This is a genomic window from Mangrovicoccus sp. HB161399 (assembly GCF_013184745.1).
Lineage (GTDB): Bacteria > Pseudomonadota > Alphaproteobacteria > Rhodobacterales > Rhodobacteraceae > Mangrovicoccus.
The window spans coordinates 1-15,142 of record NZ_JAATVU010000042.1 but is presented as its reverse complement, the minus strand read 5'-3'; the positions used below and the strand labels follow the sequence as shown (position 1 = coordinate 15,142).

The window sequence follows — 15,142 nt, the reverse complement described above, 5'->3', positions numbered from 1 at the left end:
CAAGGCGGCTCCGGGGCCGCTTGCGTTCCGGCTCCGGCCCGGCACGCCGCGCGGTCAGCCGCCCTCCCCCGCCGCCATGTCCACCGGCAGCTGCAGCTCCGCGCGGAACCCGGTGCTGCTGCCCGGACAGGGCGAGCGGATGGACAGCGTGCCGCCGATCCGTTCGGCAATGGCGGCTACGATGGCCAGCCCGAGACCGCTGCCGTCGGTTCCGGCGTCCGCGCGCTCGAAGCGGGCCGTCAGGCGGTCCAGCGCGCCGCGCGGGACCGGCGGGCCGTCATTGGCGACGCTCAGCATGCCCTGCGGCGACAGCTCCACTTCCACCGGGGCGGTGGCGCTGCCGTGCCGCAAGGCATTCTCCACCAGGTTGCGGAACACGATCCCGAAGGCGTCCGGGTCCAGATCCGACATGACCGGCATCTCCGGCAGGCGCACCCGGAGCCGGTCCGGCGCCTCTCGGCGCGCGAACTCCTCCGCCATCACCCTGGCAACGGTGCGCAGATCGGCGCTGCGGTCCATCCGCAGCCGCCCGCCTTCGGCGCGCGCCAGCTGCATCAGCCGCTCCGAAAGCCGCGTCAGGCGCTTCAGCGTCGCCTCGATCTCGGCGGCCCGCCCTGCCGCAGCGGCGTCCCGGGTTTCCGAGCGCAGCCTCTGCGCCTGCGCGATCGCGCCGGCCAGCGGCGTCCGCAGCTCGTGCGCGGCATTGGCCGCGAAGCTCCGCTCCGCCTCGAACGCCTCCCGCAGCCTTGCCAGCAGGCTGTTCAGCGTTGCCGCCAGCGGCGCGATCTCGGCAGGCAGCCCGTCGGTGGGCACCGCGGAGAGATCGCGCGCATTGCGCGCCTCGAGGCTGGTCCGGAAGCGGCGCAGCGAGGCCAGGCTGCGCCGCACCGCCGCCATGATCGCCGCCAGCGCCACCGGCAGAACCACCAGCAGCGGCAGGCCGAGGCCCAGCTGGATCTCGCGCGCGACATCGGCGCGGTGCGACAGCGGCTCGGCGACGGTGATGCTGACCGTGCCCTGCAGCGCCGCGTCGCTGTAGAGCCGGTAGCGGTCCGTGCGGCTGAACCCCCTGCCTTCATAGGGCGGGAACACCGCCGGATCGGCCTTGTGCGACTGCAGCAGGATGCGGCCCTCGGCATCGCGCACGACATAGGTGAAGAACTCGTCATGGGCGCGGATCGGCGCGAGCCTCTGGGTGACCCCGACATCGTCGCGCGCCACGATCTCGGTGACCGCCAGCGGCAGGATGCGCTCGGCGGTTCCCCTCAGCGCGCTGTCGAACACCTCGTCCAGCTCGGCCCGCACGATCAGCGCCGTGCCCGTCGCCGCGAGCAGCCAGAGCACCGACAGCACCAGCCCGACCGACAGGCCCAGCCGCCCCTGGAGGCTGCGCGGCAGCCTCACGGCCGGCCCAGCCGGTAGCCCATGCCGCGCTCGGTCTCGATCACGGCGCTGCCGAGCTTCTTGCGCAGGCGGCTGACATGGACCTCGATCGTGTTGCTCTCCACCTCGGCATCGAAGGCATAGAGCTTCTGCTCCAGCTGCGCCTTCGACAGCAGCTGGCCGGGACGGGCCAGGAAGGCCTCGAACAGCGCCCATTCGCGCTGGGTCAGCTGCACCGGAACGCCGCCGCGGCAGATGCTGCGCGCAGCCAGGTCGATCTCGAGCGGTCCATGGGTGACGATCGGATTGGGGTTGCCCGAATAGCGCCGGGCAACGGACCCGATCCGCGCCGAAAGCTCGGCCAGGTCGAAGGGCTTCACCAGGTAGTCGTCGGCGCCGGCATTCAGCCCGTCGATCCGGTCCGACACCTGGTCGAGCGCGGTGAGGATGATCACCGGCGTCACGTCGCCCCGCGCGCGCAGGTCCCGCAGGAAGCCGATGCCGCGCCCGTCCGGCAGCATCAGGTCCAGCAGCACCAGGTCGTAGGCGGCGGCGCGCAGCGCATCGCCCGCCGTGTCGAGCCGCGCCACCCAATCCACCGTCTGGCCGTCGGCCGCGATCTGGTCGCGCACCGCGGCGCCCAGAACCGTGTCGTCCTCGATCAGCAGGATGCGCATTGTGTTTCCGTCCTTCTCCGCTGATCCTCCAATGGCCGGCCGGGCTGACGCGAGCCTGACGGCGGCCCGCCCCTTGCTTCAGGCTGCCGTCAGCTTCGCGACGCATGAATGGCATCGGCATGGCCGCAGCGGGGAGTTTGGCCCATGAAGAAGGCGTTGACAATTCTCGGGTTTATCGCGCTCCTTCCGGCCGGAGCCGCGCTGGCGGACGATGACTGCCTCGTGCCGATGGCCGAATGGCAGCCGCGCGAGGCCGTCGCCGGGCTGGCGCAGGACAACGGCTGGGCCGTGCGGCGCATCAAGATCGACGACGGCTGCTACGAAATCGACGGCACCGATGCCGCAGGACGCCGGATCGAGGTCACCGTCGATCCCGCGACGCTCCGGGTGATCGATCTCGAATACGAGGATGGCAGCCACCGCCAGCGCGACGGCGACGGCGACCATGACGGCGACGGGCACGACTGACCGGCCCTCCAGCTCCGCGCTCCGGACAGGCCCCGCCCCCCAAGGCGGGGCCTGTCGCTTCCTGACGGCAAGCTGAAGCGGGAAGCGCCGGGCCGTCAGGAAGCCCTCAGGTCGCCGCGCCAGATTGGCCCCAGCTGACACGGGAGAGACCCAGCCATGAGAAAGACCCTGACGCTTGCCGTCGCCGCCTCCGCCCTGGCGGCCGCCGCCGCCATCCCGGCCTGGAGCGCGGCGCAGTCCGCGGGCAGCCGCAGCCTGCCGCCCTCCGTGGCGCTTGCCGGGGACGGCGGCGAACAGGACCTGCTGCGCCTCGCAAGCGGCGAGGACGAGGATGACCGGCACGGCTACCCCATGGGCGGGCGGCACGGCGGCGGCGAGGATGACGAAGACGACGATGGGGACGGCCACGGCGGCAGCCGGGGCGCGCGCAGCCCGGCCCCTGCGGGCACCGTCGCCCCGCCGCCGAACGGGCTCTTCGGCAACGGCGCTCCGCCGCAGGTCCAGGTGAACTGATCGCCCTGCCCCGAACCAACCGAAGAGGACCCATCCGATGAAACCGCTTCTGACTGCGCTCGCGCTCACCACCGCGCTGACGCTTCCCGGGCTTGCCATGGCGCGGCAGGTGACGCTGACCACCAAGCTCGACAGCTACGGCGGCGACGGCGCGTATCTCGCCTTCTACGTCACCGATCCCTCCGGCGCCTATGCCGGCAGCCTCTGGATGGCCGGCGGCAAGTCGAAATACTACCAGCACCTGACCGGCTGGGAGCGCGCCACCGGCGGAGACACCCGCCAGATCAACGGGATCACCGGCGCCAGCGTCGGCGCGGGCCGCACGCTGCAGATCACCTTCGACCTTGCCGACGCGCTGTTCGACGCGGGCTACACTCTGCATGTCGATGCCGCCGTCGAGGACATGCGCGACAGCCCCGGCGAGCTGGCCGTTCCGCTGACCGCCCAGGGCGCCGGAACGCCTGTGCGCGGGCGCCGCTACATCGCCAGCTTCGCCTACGACATGTAGGGAGACCGGGCCATGATCCGTGCACTCCACCGCTGGCCGGGTCTTCTGGCCCTCGCGCTGGTAACCGTCCTGAGCCTGAGCGGCGCAGCGCTCTCGGTCTTCCCCGCTACCGAACGGCTTGCCGCGCCGCAGGCCTGGGCGGAACTGACGGTCGCGGCCCTCGCGGGCCGCATCGAGGCGGCCCATCCGGGGCTCGAGCAGATCCGGCGCGCCCCTTCGGGGCGGATTACGGCCTACTGGACCGGCCCGGACGGGCCGGGCTCCGCCGTGATCGACCCGGCCACCGGACAGGGCGCGGGCCCCGCCGATCCGGGCGGGGCCGAGCGCTGGCTCTCCAACCTGCACCGCTCGCTGTTCCTCGGCGATGGCGGCCGGATCGCCATGGCGGCCGGGGCAGCGGCGATGCTGCTGCTGGCGATGTCGGGCGCGGCGCTGGCGGCGCGGCGCGCAGGCGGCTGGCGGCGGTGGTTCGCCCCGCTGCGCGGCCCGCTCGCCGGGCGCCTCCATGCCGAAATCGCCCGGCTTGCCGTGGCGGGGCTCGTCCTGTCCTCCGCGACCGCGTTGTGGATGACCGCCTCCACCTTCGGCCTCCTGCCCGACGGCGGCACCCTGCCGGCCTTTCCGGCCGAGGTCAGCGGCGGCACCGGCATCGATCCCGCACGCATCGGCCTGCTGGCGGAGACGCCGGTTTCCAGGCTGCGCGAGCTGACCTTCCCCTATCCGGACGACGCCGCGGATGTCTTCACGCTGAAGACCGACCGCGGCACCGGCTATGTCGACCAGGGCAGCGGCAGGCTGCTTGCCTGGGCCGGTCCGACCGGATGGCAGCGCGCCTCGGAGACGGTCTACATGCTCCATACCGGACAGGGCGCGGCGGTGCTCGGCGCGGTGCTGGGCCTGACGGCGCTGGCCGTGCCTGCGATGGCGCTGACCGGCGTGCTGGTCTGGCGCGGCGGGCGGCGCGGACGTCCCCGCATCCGCGGCAACCGCCCGGCGGACCGCGCCGCGACGATCCTGCTGGTCGGCAGCGAGGGCGGCAGCACCTGGGGCTTCGCCGCCACCCTGCACGCCGCATTGACCGACGCCGGACAGAGCGTGCATGCCGCGCCGATGTCGGCCTTCGCGCCCGGCCGCTATGCCCGTGCCGAGCGGATCATCGTGCTGGCCGCGACCTATGGCGACGGCGCGGCCCCGGCGTCGGCCCGCGGCTTCCTCGGCAAGCTGGAGGCCGCCGGTGCGGCGCCCGCCGCACCGCTGGCGGTGCTCGGCTTTGGCGACCGCAGCTTCCCCGGCTACTGCGCCTTCGCAAGGACCGTCTCCGCGGCCGCCGGGGCCAAGGGATGGCGCAGCTTCCTGGCGCCGGACACGGTCGACCGGCAGTCGCCGCAGGATTTCGCCCGCTGGGGCCGGGCGCTGGGACAGGAGATGGGGATTGCGCTGGAGCTGTCGCACCGGCCGGCGCAGCCGGAGACGCAGGCGCTGGCGCTGGTCTCGCGCCGCGACTACGGCGCCGAGGTGCAGGCGCCGACCTCGATCCTGCGCTTCGCCCTGCCCCCCGTTTCCCCGCGCCGGCGGCTCGCCGGGACGGGATTCGCCCGGTTCCGCGCAGGCGACCTGATCGGCATCCTGCCCGAGGGCGGCAGCGTGCCCCGGTTCTATTCTCTGGCCTCCTCGCGCCGCGACGGGTTCATCGAGATCGTGGTGAAGCGCCATCCCGGCGGGCTGGCCTCCGGGCAGCTGACCGCGCTGCAGCCCGGCGGCACCGTGGCCGCCTTCCTGCGCCGCAACCCGGGCTTCCGGCCCGGCCGCGGCCGGGCGCCGCTAATCCTGATCGGCGCCGGGACGGGCATCGGGCCGCTGGCGGGGATCGTGCGCGACAACCGGCGGCGGCGGCCGGTCCACCTGTTCTTCGGCATGCGCCATCCCGGCAGCGACTTCCTCTACGGCGAGGAGCTGCCGGGCTGGCAGGAGGACGGCCGCATGGCGCGGCTGGCGACGGCGGTCTCGCGCGGACCGCGGCCACATTACGTGCAGGACGCGCTGCGCGCAGATGCGGCGCAGGTCGCGGATCTGTTGCGCAGCGGCGCGCGGGTGATGGTCTGCGGCGGGCGCGGCATGGCCGCGGGCGTGGCCGAGGCGCTGGCCGAGATACTCGCGCCCGCCGGGCTTTCGCCCGCGGTGCTGAAGGCGGAGGGACGCTATGTCGAGGACATCTACTGAGCAGGAGCGCATCGCGCTGAACGGTCCGACCATGGGCACGCGCTGGTCCGCGCTGTTCTTCGCGCCGCCCGGCTTCGATCCGGCGGCGCTCCGCGCGGCGCTGCAGGCCGCGGTCGACGAGGTGGACGGGCAGATGTCCGCCTGGAAGCCCGGCAGCGACCTGATGCGCCTCAATGCGGCGCCTGCGGGCGCATGGCTGCCCGTGCCGGAACGCCTGGCCGAGGTGCTGCGCCTTGGTCTCGCCATCGGCCGCGCCTCGGGCGGGGCCTTCGACATCGCGATGGGCGACGCGGTGGCCGCCTGGGGCTTCGGTCCCGCGGCGGCCTCGCCGGAGCGCATCCGTGCCGCGCTGGCGGCCGCGCGCGTGCCCGCCCACGAGGCACTGGAGCTCGACGGAAGGCGCGTCCGCAAATCCGTGCCGCTGACGCTCGACCTGAACGGCATCGCCAAGGGATACGGCGTGGACCGGCTGGCAGAGACGCTTGCCGCGCACGGGATCGACGGCGCGCTTGCCGGGATCGACGGCGAGATGCGGGCGCTCGGCCTGCGGCCGGACGGCCAGGCCTGGACCATCGCGGTGGAGGCGCCCGACCATGAGCGCCGCGCGCCGCATTCGATCCTAGCGCTCCAGGATGCTGCCGTGGCCACCTCGGGCGACTACCGGCACTGGGTCGAGGTGCGGGGGCGGCAGCTGTCGCATACCATGGATCCGGGCCGCGGAGCGCCGCTGGCCGCGCCGCCGGCGTCGGTCACCGTGCTGGCCCGCAGCTGCGCCGAGGCGGACGCCTGGGCAACGGCGCTGATGGTGCTCGGCGCCCGGAAGGGGGCGGCCCTGGCCAGCGCACGCGGCCTGGATGCCCTGTTCCTGCACCGCGGCAAAGACGGCGGCATCGGCTGCGCGGCCTCCGGCCGATTGTTCCCCGGTCCGGCCGACGGCATGGACGCGCCGCGCCTGCACTGACCCGGGCTCCGTGCCCTCCGCAGGAGTCCCTGCCGCGGGCCTCCGGCCCGACCTGCTGCGTTGACTGGAAGGGCTCGCGACCCGGCGGAATTTTCCTCCGCTGTGGTGCAGCCCTCCATTCCTGCGCCGGCGCGCTTTCATCCGCGGCCACCCCGGGGCCGTCCCGCTTGCCGAGCGGGAGCCCGGCTGCGCGCGCGGCCCCTAGAACCGGGCAAGCGGAAGACGGCCCCCAGGCCGAGGCCAAGGTGGATCCCCGCAAAACACCGGTTTTCGATCCGCGCGGCATTGATGCTGCAACCGCCCCCGACGGCATCGACGTGCCATGGTCGGCAGCCCGCCTTCGATCAGATGCGCAGGCGCCGGAGCCTAGACGACGCCGTCCGTGCAGATCCGGCAGGCATAGCGGGGCGGATCGTGACGATGACGCGGAACTGCGCGGAGACGATGTCGAGCCGTTCGGTCCGGTCCTCGCCGATCTGGTGGAGCTGCCCGCAGCCGCAGGGGCAGTCGAGACTGGCGGGCTCGATGGTTCCGCGATCCGGCTCAGCGCCGCTGTCGAAGCTTGCGATCGCTGTATTGCAGCTCGGATGGCGTGCGTGGTCGTGGCGCAGCCGTGACGAACTTGTCCCATAGTGCTTCCTTCCATGCCGACGAATGGATCGCACCATCAAACCGTAGGATCAAACACCTAGCAGACGCCGCCGGGATGGTGCTCTACGCTTGGGCGGCCCTCAGACGGTCCGCCTTCCGGGCGACCCTTCCGGAGCGGAGGACCGGCCTCGCGGCGGGCGCGATGTCGCTCGCGTCCTGCTGGATTGCGGTCCGGACCTTCGCCCCGGGCCCAGGTCGCCCTCGTCGCGGCCGTGCGCGGGTCGGGCATCCTCATCGCGATCCTGATCGCCACGGTCCTGCCCGGGGAACCGGCGGGCCGCTGGCAATCGCCGCCGGGCTCGGCCTCATGAAGATCTGGGGCCAGCCCCGCGTCAGGCCAGCCCCCGGGCGAGGGCTCCGTCCGGTGCCGGCGCCCCGGCATGGGGCAGGCCGCCGGACGGGAAAAGCAGCCGGGCCTGCGCCGAAAGCGCCGCGCCGACATGCTCCGCCGCCTCGTCCGAGCTCCTGGTGCGCCGCAGCTTGCGGGACAGCCCGGATTTCGGGTTCGCGGCGTCCCCCGCGAGCGAGAGCAGCGTGATCTCGGAAAGCCGGTGGAGGATATGGTCGGCCTCGTCCGGCGGCAGATGGGCCGGCAGGGCCTCCGGGCGGCCGCAGCCGCCCAGCAGCTCCCAGATGATCCGGCCGCGGCGGGACGTCCGTGCCATCGCCAGGCAGCGGTCCGTGGCCTCCTCCAGTTCGGCATGCAGGTCGTGGAAGGGCGCGGCGACGGTGCCGGCCGACTGGCGCCCCATGCGGAGGATATGCAGCATGCCGGGTGTCCCGGGCACCCAGCGCAGCGCCAGGGCATCGAGATCGAGGCCGAGCGGCAGGGTCCGCGCAGGCTGGAGATCGCAGATCTCGCAGAACGCGGCCAGCCGGGCGAGCCCGGCGGCGGCCAGGTCGCAGGACAGGCGCGAGATCCCCGTCTGGCGGGGGGTCCGGTAGATGAACGACAGGCGGGCGGTTCCGTCGTCGCGCAGGGAAATCGAGAAGCTTTTCGTTGCCATGCCGCGGGTATACGCGACGCAGCACCGCCTTCAAGCGGCTCCGGTGCCGGTGTCCGCCTTCGGGCCCGTCTACAGGGCACCCCTGCGGCAACGGGCCCTGCGCCAGGGGCAAGGCTTGTTGCGGGAGCCCGGCCGGCGCGCATTGAGTGCTGGCCGGAGCTGCCTGCGCTGCACTGGACGCCGGAGCCCGATGGCGGCAACAGGCGGGGCCGCCTGGCTGGATGCGCCTGATGGCGCGGTGTGGCTGGATCCGGGATCCGGCGCCGGAAAACCTGCGGGCTGGGACGCCGAGCCCGGTGTTCGCCACCGATGCGCCGCAGGAACCCAACATCCACGCGCGGCTTGCAATCGCTGGCCCGAGGGCCGGCTGGCCCGCGCCGACCCACTGGCCTTCCGGCGACGGATGGCAGCGGGGAAGCCCTGACCTCCGGCCTCGTCCTGATTGCCATCCCCGACCGCATGCTGCGCGCCTTCCGGCATTCGCAGGGCGATGCGGCCCGCAGTTCTTCTGCATCCGGGATTGTTCCGGCGGAAGAAGCGGCTTCATCTCAGCTTCCGGTTGGCGGCGGCGCGGCGCGGCACAGCGGCACCCTAGCGAGATGCGCGAGCGGCTGCCCCGCTGTATCGGGGGCGGCTCAGCCGGGCTCTCCACCGGGCGGAAATCCCCGATTTCAAAGTCTTCCGATGTCCCTCGCGGGGCGCCGCTCCCATCCCGGGCGATTGCGCGCACATGACGGAGAGCCGGCACGCGCGCCTCATCAAAAGCCTGGCCAGAACGGGCCGGTGCGGCTCGCGGCGCGGTCCAGACAGATGGCAGCGCATCGCCGCGATCCCGGTGGCCGCGGAACCGTTCCCGCGGATTGTCCGGCCTTCCCGCACAGCGATTGATCAGGCGCTTTCGAATGCGGGAAGCCTTGTTGCGGCGGAAGCACCCGCCCCGGTATCGGGTTCCAGAGAGGACAAGGGCGCCCGTTTGGTCCGAGCGCTTCCGGCGCAAGGCCGCGCGGCCATGGGCGACGCCGAAACTTGCATCCAGGCCGCCGCCGGATCCGTCGGCCGCCTGGACGCCAGCACCACTTGCCTGCCCGCCGGGGCGCGGACAATGGGATGGCGGCGGCGGGCCCGGCGCAACCGGGATCGCCTTGAAGCCGGAACACGAGGCCGGAGAAACGCCGGGCAGATGCAGGTCCGGCACCGGCATGGGACGGCTGGGCCGAACCACCGGCCCAGCGGCCCCGCTCAGCCCGCGGCCGGGCGGACCGAAAGGGTGCTGCGGACACGCTGCCGGTCGCGCAGCGCCATGTACCAGGGGTCCATCTCGAGGGCGCGGTCCACCAGCGCCTCGATCCGGTCGCTGTCCTCGGCGCTGTCGATGGCAATCGCAACGCGGGTTTCCAGCGGCGCGGCAGGACCGTCGCCCAGACCGAAAAGCGCGGCATCGTCGAAATCGGTCTCCACCGTGACCAGAACCCGGTCGAAGGCCAGCCCCTCGCGGGCGGCGAGCATCTTGACCTGGATGGCGACGCAGCCGCAGATCGCGGCGCGGGCATGGAAGCCCGGCGACGGGCCCGCAGCGGTGCCGCCCATGCCGGGACCGAGATCGAGCACGGCCGAAAACCTGCCCTGCTGCACCTGGCAGGCCAGCCCCTCGCCGATCTCGCCGGTGGTAACGATGGTGCTGCGCGCTGCGGAAAGATCCGCCTCCATGCGCGCGATGACCCGGGACTGGGCCTCGCGGATGCGGGCATCGGCCTCCTGCTGGGCGGTGCGTGCGGGAATGTCCTTCATGGTCTCTCTCCAGTCATGCAGCCAGGCGGCCGCGGGTTTCCAGGATATGGGCGGCGACATGGGCGGCATCGGCGCCGACCCCGTCGATCAGGGCCGAGTTGCGCCGCCGCAGGAAGGGCAGCCCCAGCACGTAGAGCCCGGGCAGCACATGGCCGCCCTCGTGGCGCAGCGCGCCCTTGGCATCGAAGACCGGCAGGTCCAGCCAGCCGAAATCTGGCCGGAAGCCGGTTGCCCAGATCACCGTGCGGAACCGGCCGCCGGCCAGATCGTGGACCAGCCGGGGCCGCTCCGGCACCGCGGTGGGCGCGAAGCGCTCGGGCGGCGGCAGCGGACCGGGTTCGTTGGCCCCGATCCAGGCGTCGATGGTGCCGAGCAGCCGGTTCATCTTCAGATCCGCCAGCGCGCAGTCATTCGCCAGCCCGCCGGAGAACAGCGCCTGCCCGTCTCGGATCGCGGCCAGCCGCCCGGCGATCTCGACTCCCGCAGCGCGCAGCGCGCTGAGGTCGAGGAAGCGCCGCCGGCCATCGCCCGCGAGCTGCAGCGAAGGCAGGCGGCGGACGCGGGCGAGGTCGTCGACCTCCGCTGCCGGCGTGTCATGGAGGCCCGTGCAGTCCATCCACCGCTGGATGTCGCGGCCGCGGTACCAGCGCGGCACGCGGACATGCGCGCCCGCGGCCAAGGTGACTTCGTGCCCGGCGGCGCGGATCTCGGCGGCCAGCTGCACGCCGGTGGCCGAGGCGCCGACGACCAGCACCCCGCCGGGGGCAAGCTGCGCCGGATTTCGGTAGCCCAGCGGCGTCAGCTGCGCGATGCCGGAGGGCAACGCGGCGGCGCAGGCGGGGATCTTCGCTGCATTGCAGGCACCGGTCGCCAGGATCAGGTTGCGGCAGGCCCAGCCGCCGCGGTCGGTCTCCACGCTGTAGCCGCCGCCGATGCGGCGGACGCGGGTGACGCGGGTCCGCTCCTCGACCGGGGCGCGGCCGAGGGCGGCATAGCCTTCGAGGAAGCGGACCACCTCGGGCATGGCCATGAACCCGTCCGGATCGGGGCCGCCATGGGCATGGCCGGGCAGGCGGCTCTGCCAGTTCGGGGTCAGCAGGCGCAGGCTGTCCCAGCGCTCGTGCCGCCAGGAATTGGCGATCTCGCCGCGTTCCAGCACGACATGCTCGATGCCGCGCTCGGACAGGCAGCGGCTGGCGGCGAGTCCGGCCTGGCCGGCGCCGATGACGAGGGTATGGATCGATTTCACGGGGCGTCCCCTTCGCGGGTCAGGGGTCCGGAGCCGGCCGGGAGGTGCCGGGCTCCGGGCGGGGCTCAGGCGACCGAGACGGACACCTGGCTGGGGTTGCACAGCATGTCGAAGACGGCGGAGCGCTTCTGCGACTGGGCGGCCAGCGCGGCAATGTCCTCGGGCGACGCGTCGGCATCGATCTCGAACCGGACGCGGATGGCGGAGAAGCCGTTGCGGATCTCGGGGTCCATGCCGAGGATGCCGCGCACGTCCATGTCGCCTTCGACCAGCGACCGGACCGAATGCAGCTGGATGCCGCGGTGCTGGGCGACGGCGGCAACGCCGCCGGTCAGGCAGGAGGCCAGCGCGGCCAGGACGATCTCCGGCGGGGTTGCAGCGGTGTCCTCGGCGGCGAAGACTTCCGGATGGTCGGAGTCGATGGTGAAGGTCCGCTTGCGCGCATGTTCCTGCCCGAGCCCGGCATAGCCGTTGATCGTGTTGCGGCTCTGCGTGCCGGTGTTCCAGGCGCAGCTGCTGCGGAAGGTGAACTGCGCCGCTGCGGGCATCTGCTCGAAGGCGCCGCGCGCGCCGATCAGGGCTTCGGTGTTGACGCCGTTGTCGGCGGCGGCGGGACGGATCGGGGTCTCGATGGTCATGGGTCTTTCCTTTCTGCGAGGGGTGGGTCGTGGAACCGGGTCAGGCCGAGGGCGCGCGCGCCGTGATCAGCCAGGAGGAACTGTCCATCCACAGGCCTTCGGCCGTGGTCTCGGAGGCCGCGAAGAGCACGGCCAGCGCGGCCTCGATCTCGGCGCGCCGGTCTTCGGCAAGGCTGCCCGCCTCGCGGAAGGTCTCGCCCGCCGGGCCGAGCGCCAGCTGGAAGGCGATGGCATCGGCGATGCCCCGTCCCACCAGCACCTTGGCGTCAAAGCGGCGGAAGGCGATGTCCTCGAAGCCTGCAGCCTCCATCTGGGCGCGGGTCCGGGCCTCGTCCGCCATGGAGAACGGTCCCGGGCCGCAGGTGCGGGCATCCGCGCCGGGGGCCGGCAGGAACTGCCGCACCACGCGGTGGGGAGCGTCGAGCCAAGGATTGTCCCCACGGCAGCGCCAGACGATATGGGCCATCCGCCCGCCCGGCTTCAGCGCCCGGCGCATGGAGCGCAGCCCCGCGACCGGATTGGCGAAGAACATCGTCCCGAAGCGGGAGAAGACGAAATCATGGGCGCCCGGCGCCAGGCCCTTCTCGGCATCGCCGCGGACGAATTCCAGGTTGGCGATCCCCTGCTCCGCCGCATCGGCGGCAGCGAGTCCGAGGAACGCATCGCAGCAATCCACGCCGGTGACATGTCCGGCCGGGCCGACGCGCCGGGCCAGGGCGATGGCGGTGTCGCCGAAGCCGCAGCCGACATCGAGCACGCGCTCGCCGGGACGGACGCCAAGGGCGGGCATCACCTCGGCGCTGTGGCGCGACAGGCCGCCGACCAGGACATGGCGGTAGCGGATGAATTTCGGGGCGAGCACCTCGTTCCAGAAGCTCACGAGGGCGGTATCGTCTTGCGGGACTTGGATCGGGTCCTGGCGCGTCATTTCTGGGTCCTCCGTGCCGGTCCGTCCGGCTCTGAAGGAGGTCTACGCGACGCCGCGCTTGCCAGCTTGAGCGATGTCTGAGACGATCCTGGGGATTTCCTGAGTTTTTCCCGGACACGCCCGTGCAATACCTTTTCGACGGCTTCACGCTCGATCTCGGCCGCGGGGAACTGCTCCGCGACGGCGAAAGGCTGGCCGTCGAGCCGCGCGCCTTCGCGCTGATCGCCCATCTGGTCGAGAATGCCGACCGGCTGGTCGGCAAGGACGAGCTGGCCGACCGGATCTGGGAAGGCCGGATCGTCACGGACGCGGCGATCTCCACGCTGGTGAAATCCGCGCGCAAGGCCCTGGGCGACAGCGGCGCGCTGCAGAAATACATCCGCACCCTGCATGGCCGCGGATTCCGATTCGTCGCCGAGGCGCGGCTGGGCAATGCGCTGCCGGCGCGGGCAGCAGAGGCACTGCCGGGTCCCGGCGCCGCGGGGGACGCGCCCGCCGAAACCGGCCGGCAGCCCTCGCTCGCCGTGCTGCCCTTCGCCCTTGTCGGCGCGCCCGAGCGCTATGGGGCCATCGCCGATGCCGTGCCGGGCGAGCTGATCGCGTCGCTGTCGCGGCTGCGCTGGCTGAAGGTGATCGCCCGCGGCTCGAGCTTCCGCTTCCGCGGCAGCAGCCAGTCCGCCGAGGAAATCGGTGCGATCCTCGGGGCGACCTATCTTCTGACAGGAACGGTGGAACTGATCGGCGACCGGCTGGCGATTGCAGTGGAGCTGGCCGACTGCCGCAGCGGCCAGGCGATCTGGGCCGAGCGCCGCAGCGGCGACATCGGCGACGTCCACCTGATGCGCGACGAGATCGCCGCTCTCGTGGTCTCCGCCACCGAGCTGCACGTTCCGCTGCAGGAGGCCGAGCTCGCGCGGCTGAAGAGCCCGGAGTCGCTCGATGCCTGGGGCTGCTACCACCTCGGCATCCAGCACATGTACCGCTTCAACCGCGCCGACAATGCCCGCGCCGCCGCGCATTTCGCCCGCGCCACGGCGCTCGACCCGCATTTCGCCCGCGCCCATGCAGCGCTGTCCTTCACCAGCTTCCAATCGGCCTTCCTGCGCTACGGCGGCGACCGGCAGGCGGATGTCGAGGATGCCCGCCGCCATGCCGAGCGCGCGGTCGAGCTGGACCCGATGGATCCGTTCGGCAATTTCACCTACGGGCGTGCGCACTGGCTGCGCGGCGATCCCGAGGCGGGGCAGGCCTGGCTGGAGCGGGCGATGAGCCTCAGCCCGAGCTTCGCGCAGGGCCATTACGCGCATGGCTGGGCCAGCGTCATGGCAGGCCAGGGCGAGCAGGCGCTCGGCGCGGTCCGCAAGGCGGTCGATCTCAGCCCGCTCGATCCGTTCCTCTACGCGATGGAATCGGCGCGGGGCATCGCACATCTGCATATCGGCAATCTCGACCGGGCGGCGCATTGGTCGGCGCAGGGCGCGAGGAAGCCCGGCGCGCACCACCTGATCAGCGCGATCGCCGCCGCAATCTGCGACATCGCGGGCAAGCCCGAGGAGGCCGCATACTGGAAGCTGCGCACCTTCGAGCGCAGGCCGGACACCACGGCCGAGCAGTTCTTCACGGCCTTTCCGTTCCGCGACCCCGCCATCCGCGGCGAGCTGGAGCGGTCGCTGGACAGGCTCGGATTCCGGGCCAGGTGACGGCGTTGCCCGCTGCCCCCTTTCCTTCGGCCCGCAGGATGGCCCCTCCCGGCGCGGCGGCACGCCTGCGGGGCATTTCACGCAGCTGAGCGGCTCCCGGGAACGGGCATTGCCGTCAGGCCGGGCCCGTCTGCCGTCGGACGTCGCCGGGGCGCAATGAACCCGTCAATAATGCCTTGCACTTCGGGCATGGCGAAGCTGCCGAGCCTGCCAGCGCCGCGCCGGACGGCCGCCTTGGGGGCCACTCTGCCTCTTGAAGTTGCCCACAAGTGCCCGCCTGCGGCGTTGCAAGGCGTCACCTTCTGCGAGGTCTGCGAGGCGGGGGAAGCCCCGCCATGGGACCGCGGTCCCCGGCGGCGCGGCGGACGCGCGGCCGGGATGGCCTCCGGGGCGTGCGGCCGACCCGGTGCAGGATCCGGGATCGCGAGGTGCCTGCCGCTTCCTCGCCGGC

General features: G+C 72.6%; 13 protein-coding genes and 1 pseudogene. 6 read left to right on the top strand and 8 right to left on the bottom strand.

The genetic code is table 11. The features are described from left to right. Positions 1 to 54 precede the first annotated feature (54 nt). Both HCC78_RS20480 and HCC78_RS20475 read right to left on the bottom strand, forming a co-directional pair. The gene (locus HCC78_RS20480; RefSeq protein ID WP_172330658.1) at positions 55 to 1,404 is read right to left on the bottom strand and encodes an ATP-binding protein; all 1,350 of its coding nucleotides are present in this window, start codon (positions 1,402 to 1,404) and stop codon (positions 55 to 57) included. Further along, positions 1,401 to 2,060 (bottom strand): response regulator transcription factor, encoded by a 660-nt coding sequence (locus HCC78_RS20475; RefSeq protein WP_172330657.1) that lies wholly within the window; start codon positions 2,058 to 2,060, stop codon positions 1,401 to 1,403. The genes HCC78_RS20480 and HCC78_RS20475 overlap by 4 nt, the downstream gene beginning before the upstream one ends. Before the next feature lie 144 nt (positions 2,061 to 2,204). Between HCC78_RS20475 and HCC78_RS20470 the strand changes: the two genes are divergently transcribed. The 5 genes from HCC78_RS20470 (at position 2,205) to HCC78_RS20450 (ending at position 6,730) form a co-directional block, all read left to right on the top strand. Continuing rightward, entirely contained in the window at positions 2,205 to 2,528 is a 324-nt protein-coding gene (locus tag HCC78_RS20470) for a PepSY domain-containing protein (protein WP_172330656.1), read from the top strand. Between the two features lie 156 nt (positions 2,529 to 2,684). Further along, positions 2,685 to 3,041: a hypothetical protein gene (locus HCC78_RS20465; protein ID WP_172330655.1), complete on the top strand. Its 357-nt coding sequence runs from the start codon at positions 2,685 to 2,687 to the stop codon at positions 3,039 to 3,041. Between the two features lie 37 nt (positions 3,042 to 3,078). Then, positions 3,079 to 3,549, top strand: coding sequence for a DUF2271 domain-containing protein (locus HCC78_RS20460; RefSeq protein ID WP_172330654.1), 471 nt, complete (start codon positions 3,079 to 3,081; stop codon positions 3,547 to 3,549). A gap of 12 nt (positions 3,550 to 3,561) precedes the next feature. Further along, entirely contained in the window at positions 3,562 to 5,769 is a 2,208-nt protein-coding gene (locus HCC78_RS20455) for a PepSY domain-containing protein (RefSeq protein ID WP_172330653.1), read from the top strand. After that, on the top strand, positions 5,750 to 6,730 hold the full coding sequence (locus HCC78_RS20450) for an FAD:protein FMN transferase (protein WP_172330652.1): 981 nt from the start codon (positions 5,750 to 5,752) through the stop codon (positions 6,728 to 6,730). The genes HCC78_RS20455 and HCC78_RS20450 overlap by 20 nt, the downstream gene beginning before the upstream one ends. 369 nt (positions 6,731 to 7,099) lie before the next feature. Here HCC78_RS20450 and HCC78_RS20445 read toward each other — a convergent pair. From HCC78_RS20445 to HCC78_RS20415, 6 genes and pseudogenes are all read right to left on the bottom strand, one after another. Beyond that, positions 7,100 to 7,257: pseudogene (locus tag HCC78_RS20445) on the bottom strand (IS66 family transposase zinc-finger binding domain-containing protein); the annotation flags it as partial. A 456-nt stretch (positions 7,258 to 7,713) separates the two neighbouring features. Then, a complete protein-coding gene (locus tag HCC78_RS20435) occupies positions 7,714 to 8,388 on the bottom strand; it encodes a hypothetical protein (protein WP_172330651.1) in 675 nt (224 codons plus the stop codon). A gap of 1,239 nt (positions 8,389 to 9,627) precedes the next feature. Next, positions 9,628 to 10,176 (bottom strand): OsmC family protein, encoded by a 549-nt coding sequence (locus HCC78_RS20430; RefSeq protein ID WP_172330650.1) that lies wholly within the window; start codon positions 10,174 to 10,176, stop codon positions 9,628 to 9,630. Between the two features lie 13 nt (positions 10,177 to 10,189). Next, entirely contained in the window at positions 10,190 to 11,425 is a 1,236-nt protein-coding gene (locus tag HCC78_RS20425; RefSeq protein ID WP_172330649.1) for an NAD(P)-binding domain-containing protein, read from the bottom strand. A 65-nt stretch (positions 11,426 to 11,490) separates the two neighbouring features. Then, entirely contained in the window at positions 11,491 to 12,063 is a 573-nt protein-coding gene (locus HCC78_RS20420; RefSeq protein WP_172330648.1) for an OsmC family protein, read from the bottom strand. Positions 12,064 to 12,103: 40 nt separating this feature from the next. Next, on the bottom strand, positions 12,104 to 12,991 hold the full coding sequence (locus tag HCC78_RS20415; protein WP_172330647.1) for a class I SAM-dependent methyltransferase: 888 nt from the start codon (positions 12,989 to 12,991) through the stop codon (positions 12,104 to 12,106). Between the two features lie 122 nt (positions 12,992 to 13,113). Here HCC78_RS20415 and HCC78_RS20410 point away from each other — a divergent pair, with 122 nt between their 5' ends. Further along, complete coding sequence (locus HCC78_RS20410) at positions 13,114 to 14,691, top strand: winged helix-turn-helix domain-containing protein (RefSeq protein ID WP_172330646.1); 1,578 nt, start codon at positions 13,114 to 13,116, stop codon at positions 14,689 to 14,691. Positions 14,692 to 15,142 lie beyond the last annotated feature (451 nt).

Coding starts and splice junctions, on each gene's coding strand:
- HCC78_RS20475 (WP_172330657.1), bottom strand. CDS start 2,060: ATGCGCATCCTGCTGATCGAGGACGACACGGTTCTGGGCGCCGCGGTG.
- HCC78_RS20470 (WP_172330656.1), top strand. CDS start 2,205: ATGAAGAAGGCGTTGACAATTCTCGGGTTTATCGCGCTCCTTCCGGCC.
- HCC78_RS20465 (WP_172330655.1), top strand. CDS start 2,685: ATGAGAAAGACCCTGACGCTTGCCGTCGCCGCCTCCGCCCTGGCGGCC.
- HCC78_RS20460 (WP_172330654.1), top strand. CDS start 3,079: ATGAAACCGCTTCTGACTGCGCTCGCGCTCACCACCGCGCTGACGCTT.
- HCC78_RS20455 (WP_172330653.1), top strand. CDS start 3,562: ATGATCCGTGCACTCCACCGCTGGCCGGGTCTTCTGGCCCTCGCGCTG.
- HCC78_RS20450 (WP_172330652.1), top strand. CDS start 5,750: ATGTCGAGGACATCTACTGAGCAGGAGCGCATCGCGCTGAACGGTCCG.
- HCC78_RS20435 (WP_172330651.1), bottom strand. CDS start 8,388: ATGGCAACGAAAAGCTTCTCGATTTCCCTGCGCGACGACGGAACCGCC.
- HCC78_RS20430 (WP_172330650.1), bottom strand. CDS start 10,176: ATGAAGGACATTCCCGCACGCACCGCCCAGCAGGAGGCCGATGCCCGC.
- HCC78_RS20420 (WP_172330648.1), bottom strand. CDS start 12,063: ATGACCATCGAGACCCCGATCCGTCCCGCCGCCGCCGACAACGGCGTC.
- HCC78_RS20415 (WP_172330647.1), bottom strand. CDS start 12,991: ATGACGCGCCAGGACCCGATCCAAGTCCCGCAAGACGATACCGCCCTC.